Source organism: Microbacterium sp. MMO-10, assembly GCF_037148715.1.
Lineage (GTDB): Bacteria > Actinomycetota > Actinomycetes > Actinomycetales > Microbacteriaceae > Microbacterium.
Map to the genome: position 1 here is coordinate 1 of NZ_JBBCSV010000001.1, position 12874 is coordinate 12874.

Below are 12874 nucleotides of genomic sequence, written 5' to 3' on the forward strand. Positions count from 1 at the left end.
GAGTTGGTCTTTGATCCAAAGGAATTTCTCAACCAGCCCGAAGACTGGACGAGGAATAAATTGGCATTTGACAAGTGCACGCTGTTGAGTTCTCAAGGATCGGATGCTCCTGCGTTCCGGCCTCTCGGCCTTCCCTTCAGGGCAACTTCTCTATCTTATCCGTCTCGCTCCGGCTGTCAAATCGACACGCCGTGAGGTTTGGAACCGGATCCGTTTCCTCGTTTCCGAGGCAACTTCTCTAGCTTAGCCCTCCCGGCCAGCTTGTCAAATCGACGATCCTGGCGGACGGTCACCCTCTCAAGCGCACGCGCTTGACCTCGTCTCAGGGAGAACCTGCGAAGAGGAACCGACTTCCGAAGAAGAAGGTGGGTGATGTTCGCCGCTTGGGGAGTCAGGCCTTCCGGCCCTTCGCTCTACCGCTTGGGGCGAACAGGTAATAACTTACGTGGATCCCGGGGGTCCGGCAAATCGGGGCTGCTTCTCGGGCGTGTCGCGCGCCGTTCCGCATCCGTTCACCGCCCGTCCCCTTGTTCGTCCCCGCTCGCCCCTCTGGCCGGCACGCTCCGGATCACCAGGATCAGCACAAGGGTCAGGACTCCCCACACCCCGCAGGCCAGGGGAAGCGTGCGGTACGCGAGGTGCTGCACGGTGAACTCCTCGGTGAGCGGACCGTAGACGGCGAAGCCGAGGAGCACCGCCGCGATCAGCATCACCGGTAGTGAGAGCCACCAGCTCATCCGGATGGCGAGCGGTGCCGGGCGCACCGTCCCCCGCGGCCGGCCGCGCAGCCAGAGCGCACCGGCGATCGCCAGCACGAGCACGCCCCCGATCCCCGAGCCGTACTGCAGCCACTTGTAGCCGAGGAGCGGCCCCCACTGCTCGTCGAGCGCGGGGATCAGCGCGACGCCGCCCCGGCCCTCGTGCGTGAACGCATCCCAGAGGATGTGCGTCACCACGCCGATCGCCAGCGCGACCAGGAGCAGCACCACGCGGGACGCCGAGCCGAAGGTCTCCGCCGCTACCGCTCCCGGCCCTCGGTCCCACTCCGGGGGGAGGCGGGATCCGATGACGCGCGGTGCGAGCAGCCGGCAGGCCGGCCGGAGCACCACCCGCCAGACGAGCAGCAGCACGAGCGCCAGGATCACGGTCACCGGCAGCCAGCGCAGATCATGCGTCACCGAGTAGTCGACGATCAGTCCGCGGGTGAACAGCGGCAGATCGGGGGCCATCGCGCCGATGGCGACGGCCGCCGGCACGAGCGGGGTGCGGACGAACGGCAGCGCCACGATCGCATGACTCGGAGTGAACGGCATGCCCCGACGCTACCCGGGCCACCTCACAAGGCGCCGGGCAGGGAGACGCACCGGTCCGTGTCCGCGTCGACGCCCCTCCGAAAGATCGACGCCCCCTCCGACGTGCGCACCCCCGAGGGGGCGCGGATCGTCAGAGGGGGCGTCGGCGGATCGGATCCGCGTGCCTCGACGGCGGGATCAGGCGGGGAGCAGGCCCGCCAGGGTCTTCTTGCCGCGGCGCAGCACCGAGACGCCGCCCGGGAGGCCGAACGGCACGGTGACGTCATCGGACTCCACCCGCTCGCCGTCGACCGAGACGCCGCCCTGGGCGATGGCCCGGCGCGCCTCGGACGCGCTCGAGACGAGCCCGGTCGAGACCAGTGCGTCCACGACCGTGGTGCCGGCGGGGACGGCGGCGTTCGGCAGCTCCTCCAGAGCCGAGCGCAGCGTCGACGCGTCGAGCGCGGCCAGGTCGCCCTGACCGAACAGCGCCTCGGACGCGGCGATCACGGCGGCGGCCGCCTCGACTCCGTGCACCGTGGCGACGACCTCGAGGGCGAGACGCTTCTGCGCCGCACGGCGGAACGGTTCCGCCTCGACGAGCGCCGCGTACTTCCCGATCTCCGCACGGGAGAGGAAGGTGAAGACCTTCAGCCGGTCGACCACGTCGGCGTCGGCCGTCGAGAGCCAGAACTGGTACATCCGGTACGGGCTGCACATCTCGGCGTCGAGCCAGATCGCGTTGCCCTCGCTCTTGCCGAACTTGGTGCCGTCGCTGTTGGTGATCAGCGGCGTGCCGATCGCGTGGACCGAGACGCCCTCGACGCGGTGGATCAGATCCGTTCCGCTCGTCAGGTTGCCCCACTGGTCGCTGCCGCCGGTCTGCAGCACGCACTCGTACTGACGGTGTAGCTCGAGGTAGTCGAGCGCCTGCAGGATCTGGTAGCTGAACTCGGTGTAGCTGATGCCGGCGTCGGAGTTCAGCCGGGCGCTGACCGCGTCCTTCTTCAGCATCGTGCCGACGCGGAAGTGCTTGCCGATCTCGCGCAGGAAGTCGATCGCGCTCAGCGGCGCGGTCCAGTCCAGGTTGTTGACGATGCGCGCGGCACTGTCCCCCTCGAAGCTGAGGAAGCGCTCGACCTGCGCGCGCAGGCGGCCGACCCACTCCTCGACGGTCTCGCGGGTGTTGAGCGTGCGCTCCGCCGTCGGACGCGGATCGCCGACGAGCCCGGTGGATCCGCCGACGAGCCCGAGGGGCTTGTGGCCGGCCAGCTGCAGGCGGCGCATGGTGAGCAGCTGCACGAGGTTGCCGAGGTGCAGGCTCGGCGCCGTCGGGTCGAAGCCGCAGTAATACGTGATCGCGGGCCCGGCGAGAAGGGCGCGCAGCGCCTCGGGATCCGTGGACACGTGGACGAGGCCGCGCCAGACCAGCTCATCCCACACGTTCTCGAACGTGGGATCGATGGCCGGTGCCGCGGTCGTCAGGGATTCATTCGACACCGGATCAGGCTACCAGCGCTCCTCTCGGTACTGTTCGGGGCGCGAGAGCGTCCCGCTAGGGTGGAAGGGTGTGGGGAACGCGCGCAGGTCGCACGGTCCGGGGCCTCATCGCCGCCCTGGTCGCGACGTTCGTGGCCTCCGTCTCGCACTCCACGGCCGACGGCTCGCCCGCACCACTGATCGGGATCGTGCTCGCGCTGCTGTTCGCCGCCCCCGTGTGCATCGCCCTCGCCGGCCGCCGGCTGAGCTGGATCCGGCTCTCGCTCGCGGTCGGGCTGAGCCAGTTCGCCTTCCACGGGCTGCTGCTGATCGGGGTCGGATCCGGAACCGGCACCCCCGCCCTCGCGGGGCACCTGCACGGGACGGAACTCGCGGGGGCGCTCGGCACGACCACGGTCGACGCCGGGCACGCCCTGCACCTGCAGCCCGCGATGTGGATCGCGCACGCGATCGCGGCGATCCTGACCGTCCTGGCGCTGGGCCGCGGCGAGCAGGCGCTGCGCGCGCTGCTCGCCCTGTCCGGCTGGTCCTTCGTCGCCCGCCTGCTCACCGCCCTGCCGGCGCCGGTGCACCAGGTCCCGTCCGCACCGCGCGCGGCGGTTCCGGTGCTGCGCTCCCTCTTCTCTCTGACCGCCGTGTCCTGGAGGGGCCCGCCACGCACCGCGTGACTCCCCCTCTCCTTCGCACCGTCTCGACGGGCGCCCGTTCCGAGCGCGCCCCGGTGCATCCTCACGACCTCAGAAAGAACCCATCCATGCGCACCATCCCTGTCTCCCGCGTGCTCGCCGGCCTCGCGGCCGGAGCGGTCCTCGCCCTCGTCGCCCCTCTCGCCGCCTCGGCGCACGTGAGTGCGACGCCGAACCAGGCCGAAGCCGGATCCTGGACCTACGTCACGTTCCGGGTGCCGAACGAGTCGAGCACGGCCAGCACGGTCAAGCTCGACATCCATCTGCCCGCCGACACCCCGTTCACGAGCGTGAGCTACCAGCCGACCGCCGGCTGGACCGGGGCCGCCACGAAGACCTCCCTGCCGAAGCCGGTGAAGGTCGAGGGCAACACCATCAGCGAGGCCACGACCGAGGTCACGTTCACGGCCGACGCCGGCGGTGTCGCGCCCGGACAGTTCCAGACCTTCACCCTGTCGCTCGGCCCGGTGCCCGACACCGGGCACATCGTGATCCCGGCGACGCAGACCTACTCCGACGGCACCGTCGTGGAGTGGTCCGCGACGCCCGAGCAGGTCAAGAAGGACGACACGCTCGAGCCGGCTCCGGTGCTCTGGGTGAACGACGCCCCTCCGGCCGACCACCACGGCGGCACCACCGCCACGGCGGCGCCCGCGGCGGACGCGCCCGCGCCCGGTAACGGCCAGAACGGGCTCGCGCTCGGACTCAGCATCGGCGCGCTCGTCGTCGCCGCGGGCGGCGTGCTGCTCGGCGGCTTCGCCCTCGGCCGCCGGAAGAAGGCGGACGCGTGAGCACCCGGCACCGGCTCGCGGCCCTCGCGGCCGCCATCGGGATCGGGGCGGTCCTGGCCACCGGGACCGCCACCGCGGCGAGCGCGCACGACACGCTCGACGGCACCGACCCCGCGCAGGGATCGACCGTGACCAGCCTGTCGGCGGTGTCGCTCACGTTCAGCGCCGACCCGCTCGGCACCGACGGCGCGACGGTGATCCAGCTGATCGGCCCGGACAAGAAGTACTACGAGACCGCGTGCCCGGACCTGAACGGGCCCGTGGTGTCCTCGCCGGTGGCCCTGGGCGCCGCCGGCACCTACGAGGTGCTGTGGCGCGTGGTGTCGTCGGACGGGCATCCGATCTCGGGCAGCTACACCTTCGACTACGCCCCCGGCGGCTCGGCCACTCCGGCTGCGGCGGGGTCGGCGAAGCCGGTCTGCGGCCCCGCCGCGTCCGAGCCCTCCGAGTCCCCCGCCGCGGAGGCCTCCGCCGACGCCGGACTGTGGATCGGGCTGGGCATCGGCGCGGTCGTGCTCATCGGGGTCGGGGTGGGCGCCTGGGCGCTCGCCCGGGGCCGCCGGAGCTAGCCGGAGGCGGACGCCGTCCGATCGACGAGCGGGGCGAGGCGCGGTGCACCGAGAGGGCACCGCGTTTCGTCTCGCTCGGCCTTCGGCCGTGCTCGCTCAACGACCCCGGGGCGCCGGCCTTCGGGCCTACGCGCTCAACGACCCCGGGGTGCCGACCTGCAGGCTCGCTCAACCACCCCGGGGCACCGACCTGCGGGCTCACTCAACGACCCCGGGGTGCCGACCTGCGGGCGTGCTCGCTCAACGACCCCGGGTTGCCGGCCTGCGGGCTCGCTCAGCGGCCGGGCGCGGAAACCGGGTCTCCCGCCGGACGCACGAAGGTCAGCGCCCGGCTCCCACGACGCGTCTGCGCGGCGAGACCCGCCTCCTCGAGCAGGCGCAGAGCCCGGCGCGACAGCACCGGGAGCGCGGCGTTCCCGCCGGGCCGGCGGGCGATGCCCGCGACGAGCGTGCGATCGACGCCGGATCCCCTCGCCTCGATCCGGGCGAGGTCGCCCTCGGCGCACCAGACGAGCCGGTCGAGCTCGCGATAGCGGATCCGCTCGACCACGCCGTCGACCTCGATCTGCAGCAGTTCCGCGTCGAAGCCCACGGCGCAGCCCACCGCACGGCGGCGCAGGAGCCACGAGATGAGCAGATAGGCGGGCAGCCCGGGGAGCAGGACGTACAGCATCAGGAACGTCTTGGGTCCGACCTCCAGGATCCTGCCACCGGTCACGACCAGCACCAGCGCGACGAGGGCCAGCGCGACCATCACGGTGAGCACCCACCAGAGCACGATCTCCCGCCGGGACAGGGGCACCGCGCGGAAGCGCGTGATCGAGCCGCGCGCAGCGGCCTCCCACTGCGGCGCGGGGGGCGCCTTGGCGGCGTCCCTGGCGCCGATCGACGCCGTGATCCGGCCGATCAGCCCCAACCACACCCAGCCCGCGGCCGGCACCGCCGCCATCTGCAGCACGGCGAGGAGGGCCCTTGCAGGATTGGGCTTGGGCGCCAGCATCGCGGGCACGGCCTGGATGAGCAGCCACAGCAGCAGCGCCGCGGCCAGGGCGCCCGCGATGCTCACGACGAGCCCGCGCCGGGCGGGCATCCGCAGCGTCGCGTTCACGAAGGAGAAGCCGCAGAGCCAGCCGCCGACGAGCGTGAGCAGGAACGGGATGAACTCCAGATCGCCCGCGAGGTACCACGGCACCGCGAGGGCGCCGCAGATCAGCGCCCAGAACAACGGCATCCGCAGGATCCGTTGCCAGAAGGAGACCGGCTCACGCGGCTCCGGCTCCGGCTCGACCGACGCCACGGAGTGCACCGTGTGGTGCGTGGATCGCGAGACGTGCGGGCGGATCATCCCCGTCAGTCTAGGGAGAGCGCGTCGGATCCCCGGCGGAGGGGACGGCTCAGCCCAGCTCGCGCAGCCGCGCGTCGAGCTCGGCGAGGCGCTCGGGCTCGATCGAGCCGAGTCGCGCCGCGCCGTCGGACAGGGTGATCCCGCGGGCGAGGAACACCAGCGAGTGCGTCGAGACGCCGGGAACGATCTCGTCCAGCAGAGCACGCGCCCGGGGATCGTCGAGGACCTCCCCCAGGGTGCTGTTCAGCGAGAACCGTGAGTCTTCGGACATGGATCCTCCTGTGCGGGCGACGATGCGGTGGAGGAGGGATCCGCATGCCCCTCCTCAGGACAAGGATCCCCGCGCCGGGCCTGCACGGCAACCGTCGATGGCTTGCGGATCGCAGGGGCGCGGGGGAAGATTAACCAAATTAACCGGATTACCCGAGATCTACCGAGGTGCCGCGATGCAGAACCCCTTCCGCCCGACCGCGGGGGCCACCCCGCCGATCGTCGTCAGCCGCGAAGGACTCCTCCAGGAGTTCGAGTACGGGTTGCGCATCGGATCCGGCGCGCCGGGTCTGCTCACCATCTTCACGGGGGCCCGGGGCGTCGGCAAGACCGTCATGCTCGGCGCCGCGGAGGATCTCGCGCGCTCCCAGGGGTGGGTGGTGCTCTCGGAGACGGCGACGCCCGGCTTCACGGCGCGCATCGGCGAAGCGATGCGCACCGCCGAGACCGAGCTCGGCGACGGACCGGTCAGCCGGCGGATCGTGGGCATCACCGCCGCCGGCTTCGGAGTGACCACCCAGCTGACCCCGCAGCAGCAGATCGGCTGGCGGGAGCTCGGGCAGCGGCTGCTGACTCTGCTCGCGCAGCAGCGCACGGGCCTGCTCATCACCGTCGACGAGATCCACGCCGCGGAGCGCACCGAGCTCGCGGCCCTCGCCGCGAACATCCAGCACTTCATCCGCGAGGGTCTCCCGATCGCCCTGATCGTCGCCGGCCTCCCGGCCGCCGTCTCCGACCTCCTCAACGAGGGCGTCGCCACGTTCCTGCGCCGAGCGGACCGGATCGACCTGCACTCCGCGTCGATCGAGGAGACCGCGCAGTCCTATTCCGAGCTCTTCGCCCAGGGCGGTCACCCGATCTCGTCCGAGCTGGCGCGACTCGCCGCCGAGGGCACCGGCGGCTACCCCTTCCTCATCCAGCTCGTGGGCTACAGCCTCTGGCGGGAGGCGGAGTCGAGGGAGGAGCCGATCGACGAGAGCGCCGTGACGGAGGCCGTCGCCGCGGCGCGCCGTCGCAATGAGCAGACGGTCATCGGCGCCGCGCTCGCGGTCGTCTCCGCACGGGACATGGACTTCCTCCTCGCGATGACCGTCGACGAGGACATCACCGACGTCGGCGACATCGGGCGGCGCATGGCGGCCACCCCGAGCCTGGTCGGCAAGTACCGCGCGCGCCTCATCGACGCCGGTCTCGTCGAGTCCGCCGGCTACGGCCGCGTCGCGTTCGCGATCCCGGGCCTCCGGGAGTACCTGCGGGCGCAGTCCCGGCGCTGATGCCGTCCCGTCGGGAAACCCGCGCAGACGGGTGCGGGGCGGGGCGTCTGTGAACGCCCCGCCCCGAACCCTCGGCGGATCGGACTATGCCGAGAAGTCCTCCGGGACCTCGAGCGGACGCCGGGAGAAGTAGGCGGCCCGCGCCCTGCGGTAGAACAGCGCGAGCGGGATGATCCCGAGGACCAGCAGGCCGAGACCCAGCACCTTGACCTGCCACTCGGTGTCGGGGCTGACGATCGAGGCGACGAAGATGTACATCATGAACAGGGCCCCGAGGAGTGGCCAGATCCCGATCAGGATGATGTTCTTCACGGATCGGAAGATCACCCTGCGGAACCCGATCACCACGGCGAGCCCGGCGAGCGAGTAGTAGAACGCGATCTGGATCCCGATCGACGACACGGCCCAGCCGAGGATCTCGGCGACACTGCCGCCGAAGAGGTTGGCGAGCACGAACAGCAGCAGGGAGACCACGACGACGACGAGCGTCGCGAACACGGGCGTCTTCCACTTGCGGTTGATCCGGCCGAACGCGAACGGGATGGTGCGGTCGCGCCCCATCGCGAACAGCGTGCGGCTCACCTGCACGAGCGTGGTCTCCAGCGTCGCGATCGTGGAGAGCGCGACGGCGATGATGAGGATCTTGCCGCCGATGCCCGGCATGATCGCGTCGCCGAGCACGCTGAGCACGTTGCCGCTGTTCTCCTCGATGGTCTTGCCCGGCAGCATCACCAGGGTCGTCGTCGTGTAGATCTCGAAGAGGATGAACACGATGACGATGCCGAGGATGCCGGCCATACCCGTGGTCTTGTGCGCGTTCTTCGTCTCCTCGCCGAGGTTGGCCGTCACGTCCCAGCCCCAGTAGTAGAAGGCCGCGATGAGGGCCGCCGAGACGAAGACCCCGGCTCCGGTGAGGTGCCCGAAGCCGAACCAGTCCCACGAGAACGTCGCACCGTGGTGGTAGGTGGTGATCGCGCGCGGGATCGCGATCGCGGCGAACACCACCAGGATCCCGACCTCGACGACCGACATGATCCACTGGGCGCGCTCGGTGGTGTGCACGCCGAAGATCACCGCGGCCGCCATGACCAGGAACCAGAGGGCTCCGACGCACGTCACGAGCAGCGTGTTCCCGTTGGCGACCTTGTCGCCGGCGAACAGCGCGACCGTCATCTGGCCGGCGGGCAGGGCGCCCGCCACCATGAACACGGTCGCCGAGATCACGAGCGCCCACCCGGCGAAGAAGCCGAGCAGGGGGTGCAGTCCGCGCGCGACCCAGGAGAACGAGGCCCCGGCGTGGCTGTCGACCCGCGCGAGATGGCTGAACGCGAACGCGATGCCGAGCATCGGGATGCCGCACCAGAGCAGGGCGGCGGGGGCTCCGACACCGGCGGCGCCGATGAGCAGCGCGGTGCTGGCCGCGATGGAGTATGCGGGGGCGCTGCCGGCGACGGCCATGAGCGTCGAGCCCGCCTTGGAGACGCCGCCGGCCTGCAGTGCGTGCTGTTCGTAGTCGATCGCACGCTGCAGGGACGTGTCCGTCTCGAGTGGATTCCGGGTCACTCTGATTCCCCTGTCTCATCGTCGGGTGTGGGGGATGACAGAGGGACGCTAGCACCGCGGATCCCCCCGCGCCTAGAGCGGGATCCGATCAATTCCGGCGCGGATTCCGAAGCGGGGTCGCGAAGCGCGGAATCCCGCGGATTCCCGTGGATTCTTTCGGCAAACACATAGGGATCCGTTGCCCATTCGACGGATTCGATTCGAGATGCGAAGGTCCGGACGACACCGAAGGCAACCCGCATCGCCGGTGGGGCCCGGCACCCGAACCGGGCCCCACACCTCCCTCACCCCTTGACGGCGCCGGCGGCCATCCCGGACACGAGACGGCGCTGCACCAACAGGAAGAAGACCACGACCGGCAGCGAGAACAGCACGGATGCGGCCATCTGCGCTCCGAAGTCGGTGCCCTTGGTGACCGTGCTGAAGGACGCGAGCCAGATCGTCAGTGTGTACATCGAGGAGTCCTTCATGAACGTGTACGCGAGGATGTAGTCGTTCCACGCCGTGATGAAGGCGAACACGCTCGTCGAGATCACCCCTGGCAGCACGAGCGGCAGCAGCACCGATCGCAGGATCCGCCAGGTCGAAGCGCCGTCGATCTGCGCCGCCTCCTCGATCTCGACCGGGATGGCGAGGAAGAACCCGCGCATGGTCCAGATCGCGAAGGGCAGGACGTGCCCGATGTACACGAGGATCAGGCCCGCGTAGGTCCCGGTGAGTCCCGCTTCGTTGAAGATCAGGAACAGCGGGATCAGGAGCGCGGCACCGGGCAGCATCTGCGCGGCCAGCAGCGAGATCATGATCGACCGGCGCCCGCGGAAGCGGAACCTCGTGAGCGCCGCCGAGGCCAGGAAGCCGATGACGATCGCGAAGATCACGGCCGAGAAGACCACGATCACGCTGTTGCGGAGATTCACGAGGAAATCGGTCTGGGTGAGCGCGATCACGAAGTTGTCGACGTTCAACCGGCTCGGGAGGAACCTCGGCACCGGGGTGAGCACCTCGTCCCGTGGCTTGAACGCGGTGTTCAGCATCCAGTACAGGGGGAACAGCCACACCACCACGAACAGCGCCGCGAGTGTGGTGGCGAGCCAGGGGCGGCGGACCCGCCGCCGCGGTACGGCAGTCGCGCTCACAGGTCTTCCCCCGCTCGGATGAGGTTGCGCACGTAGATGCTGCTCAGGATGAGCAGCAGGACGGTCGTGATCAACGCGATCGCGGCGCCCTGGCCGATCTGGAACCCGACGAACGCCGTCTTGTAGGAGTAGATCCCGAGCGTCGTCGTCGCCGAGCCGGGGCCTCCCCCGGAGACGAGCCAGATCTGGTTGAACACGTTGAAGTCCCAGATGATCGACAGCACGATGAGCAGCAGCAGGGTCGGCCGCAGCGCAGGCAGCAGCACGCGCCAGTAGATGGTCCATTCGCCGGCGCCGTCCAGGCGGGCGGCCTCCAGGTACTCGCCCGAGACCTGGTTCTGCGCCGCATACAGGGTGAGGGCGATGAACGGCACGGCCTGCCACACCACCAGCATCCAGATGCTCGCGAACGCGAACACCGGATCCTGCGCCCAGTTGAGATTCGTCAGATCACCGAAGACGCGCAGCTGGGTCAGCAGCCAGTTGATCACGCCGTAACCCGGCTGGAAGAGCCACACCCACACCTGCGAGGAGGCCACGTTCGGCATCGCCCAGGCGACGACGAGGGCGATCGTGACGAGATAGCGCATCACCGACCCGATCCGCGTCATCAGCTGCGCGACCGCCATGCCGATGACGACCGTGCCCGCCACCATGGCCACGGTGAACCAGAGCGTGCGCAGCAGCGCCCACCAGAACTCCACATCCGTCAGCACGGTCGCGTACTGCTCGAGACCCACCAGGGAGAACGCCCCGGTGAAGAGGGTCTTCTGGTCGTAGTCCGTGAACGAGGTGAACACCAGGAACACGATCGGGACCACGATCAGCGCGACGCAGACGACTCCCGCCGGCGAGAGCAGGATCCACGGCGCGGACCGGGAGCGCATTCCGACCGGCAGCGCGAAGGTCGCCGGCCTGGGGCGCCGGGGCCCCGGCGACCGGGCGGGCTTGCGCCCGGTCGTCAGGGCCTCAGTCTGAGTGACGGTCATGATCGGCTCGCGCGGTGCGGCGCGTCACTTCCCGTTCAGCGTGGACGCGATGTGCGCGTCCACGGTCTTCGCGGCGGAGGCGGGGTCCTCGCCCTTGGCGATCGACTGGAAGAACTCCTCCATCGTCTTGTCGCCCTCGATCGTTGTCCAGTCGGCGGCCGCCGGCGTCGCCTTCGAGATGAGCGCCGCGGTGAAGAAGCCCTCCTGCTTCGGCGTGAGACCCGCGTCCTGCGCCTTCTTGATGCCGTCCTCGCTGTTCGGGATCCAGTTGTCCTTGCCGAAGACGTAGTCGTGCTGGATCGACGGGCTCGCGGCGATCTTGATCCAGGCGAGCGCGAGCTGCTGGTTCTTGCTCTTCTGCGCCACACCCCAGTCGCTGCCGCCGAGCATCACGGGCTGGTTCTTGCCCGAGACTCCGGGGAACGGGAAGGTGCCGATCACGTCGTCCGTGAGCGCGGGGTTGGCCTGCTGGATCTTCTTCACGTGCGCGGCGGTGGCGAGCACGGCGCTGGTCTGGCCGTTGGCGAAGATCGCGTCCTGATCCGGCGCGTTCGTGTTCACCGTGATCGACGCCGGGGTCGAGTAGGCGTTCTGGAACGTCGTGAACGCCTTCAGGCCCTTCTGGGCATCGCCGCCGGAGAGCCCGCCCGACCAGGTGCCGCCCTTCGCGGTGGCGATCTCGCCGCCCGCATCCCAGACGAACTGCATGCCCGCGTACCAGAACTGGCCCGGCAGGTAGAAGGCGGAGAAGTCGCTGGCGGTGTTCTTCGCCTTGATCTTGTCCAGCGCCGCGGTCAGCTCCTCGTACGTCTTCGGCACCTCCGTGACGCCCGCATCGGCCCAGACCTTCTTGTTGTAGACGACGGCGCGGTCTCCGGCGAACGAGGGCACCGCGTAGAGCTTGCCGTCCACCGTCGCCGGATCGACCAGGCCGCCGAGCCACTTCTGCCCCTGCTCGAGCTGCGTGCGGTAGGCGGTGAGGTCGGCGAGACCTCCGGTGGCCGCGTAGGAGGCGACCTGGGTGTTGCCCACGTCGATGACGTCGGGGGCGCTGTTGCCGGCCAGCGCCGTGGTCAGCTTGGTGGTGATCCCGTCCCACTGCTGCATCTGCACGTCGACCTTCGCGCCGGTCGCCTTCTCGAACTCGTCGTTGACGGCCTTGATCGTCTCGTCGCTGAGGTCGCCGTTCATGACCCAGACGGCGAGGGTCTTTCCCTTGCCGTCGACCTTGCTCAGGTCGACGGCTCCGGAGCCGCCGCCCGCGGATCCGGAGCCTCCCGAACCGCCCGAGCAGCCGGCCAGGACCAGCGCGGCGGCGACGCCGGTGACCCCCAGGACTGCGAATCGTGTGCTGCGCATCATTGCTCTCCTCACAGGACGAAGTCGGTGCGTCCGCGTCGTCTTCGAGTCCGTCGACGCCGACGGGACCGACCATATAGGCTTGTTTCGCAGGATGCAA

General features: G+C 69.9%; 13 protein-coding genes. 5 read left to right on the forward strand and 8 right to left on the reverse strand.

Annotated elements, in window-relative coordinates; translation table 11 throughout:
• On the forward strand, positions 1-195 hold a 195-nt coding region (locus WFJ17_RS00005), incomplete at its 5' end, for a hypothetical protein (protein ID WP_251447747.1).
• Positions 196-512: 317 nt separating this feature from the next.
• Here the strand turns inward: WFJ17_RS00005 and WFJ17_RS00010 are convergent.
• Complete coding sequence (locus tag WFJ17_RS00010) at positions 513-1313, reverse strand: DUF4184 family protein (RefSeq protein WP_336647320.1); 801 nt, start codon at positions 1311-1313, stop codon at positions 513-515.
• Between the two features lie 177 nt (positions 1314-1490).
• Positions 1491-2792 carry a tyrosine--tRNA ligase gene (tyrS, locus tag WFJ17_RS00015; protein ID WP_251447753.1) on the reverse strand — a complete coding sequence of 434 codons (1302 nt, stop codon included), beginning with the start codon at positions 2790-2792 and terminating at the stop codon, positions 1491-1493.
• 68 nt (positions 2793-2860) lie between these two features.
• Here tyrS and WFJ17_RS00020 point away from each other — a divergent pair, with 68 nt between their 5' ends.
• From WFJ17_RS00020 to WFJ17_RS00030, 3 genes are all read left to right on the forward strand, one after another.
• Complete coding sequence (locus WFJ17_RS00020) at positions 2861-3460, forward strand: hypothetical protein (RefSeq protein ID WP_336647321.1); 600 nt, start codon at positions 2861-2863, stop codon at positions 3458-3460.
• 86 nt (positions 3461-3546) lie between these two features.
• A complete protein-coding gene (locus WFJ17_RS00025) occupies positions 3547-4269 on the forward strand; it encodes a YcnI family copper-binding membrane protein (protein WP_251447758.1) in 723 nt (240 codons plus the stop codon).
• Positions 4266-4838 carry a copper resistance protein CopC gene (locus WFJ17_RS00030; RefSeq protein WP_295033304.1) on the forward strand — a complete coding sequence of 191 codons (573 nt, stop codon included), beginning with the start codon at positions 4266-4268 and terminating at the stop codon, positions 4836-4838. Before WFJ17_RS00025 ends, WFJ17_RS00030 begins: the two co-directional genes overlap by 4 nt.
• A 274-nt stretch (positions 4839-5112) precedes the next feature.
• On the opposite strand, the gene WFJ17_RS00035 is transcribed toward WFJ17_RS00030, so the two are convergent.
• Positions 5113-6183: a hypothetical protein gene (locus tag WFJ17_RS00035; protein WP_336647322.1), complete on the reverse strand. Its 1071-nt coding sequence runs from the start codon at positions 6181-6183 to the stop codon at positions 5113-5115.
• Positions 6184-6232: 49 nt separating this feature from the next.
• The gene (locus WFJ17_RS00040; protein WP_251447765.1) at positions 6233-6454 is read right to left on the reverse strand and encodes a hypothetical protein; all 222 of its coding nucleotides are present in this window, start codon (positions 6452-6454) and stop codon (positions 6233-6235) included.
• Positions 6455-6629: 175 nt separating this feature from the next.
• Here WFJ17_RS00040 and WFJ17_RS00045 point away from each other — a divergent pair, with 175 nt between their 5' ends.
• Entirely contained in the window at positions 6630-7727 is a 1098-nt protein-coding gene (locus WFJ17_RS00045; RefSeq protein ID WP_251447768.1) for an ATP-binding protein, read from the forward strand.
• 84 nt (positions 7728-7811) lie between these two features.
• On the opposite strand, the gene WFJ17_RS00050 is transcribed toward WFJ17_RS00045, so the two are convergent.
• The 4 genes from WFJ17_RS00050 to WFJ17_RS00065 all read right to left on the reverse strand — a co-directional run bounded on the left by WFJ17_RS00050 (position 7812) and on the right by WFJ17_RS00065 (position 12774).
• On the reverse strand, positions 7812-9290 hold the full coding sequence (locus tag WFJ17_RS00050; RefSeq protein WP_292887340.1) for an APC family permease: 1479 nt from the start codon (positions 9288-9290) through the stop codon (positions 7812-7814).
• A gap of 284 nt (positions 9291-9574) precedes the next feature.
• Positions 9575-10426: a carbohydrate ABC transporter permease gene (locus tag WFJ17_RS00055; RefSeq protein WP_336647323.1), complete on the reverse strand. Its 852-nt coding sequence runs from the start codon at positions 10424-10426 to the stop codon at positions 9575-9577.
• Positions 10423-11415 (reverse strand): carbohydrate ABC transporter permease, encoded by a 993-nt coding sequence (locus tag WFJ17_RS00060; RefSeq protein WP_336647324.1) that lies wholly within the window; start codon positions 11413-11415, stop codon positions 10423-10425. The genes WFJ17_RS00055 and WFJ17_RS00060 overlap by 4 nt, the downstream gene beginning before the upstream one ends.
• 24 nt (positions 11416-11439) lie before the next feature.
• Positions 11440-12774, reverse strand: coding sequence for an extracellular solute-binding protein (locus WFJ17_RS00065; protein WP_251447781.1), 1335 nt, complete (start codon positions 12772-12774; stop codon positions 11440-11442).
• Positions 12775-12874: the final 100 nt, after the last annotated feature.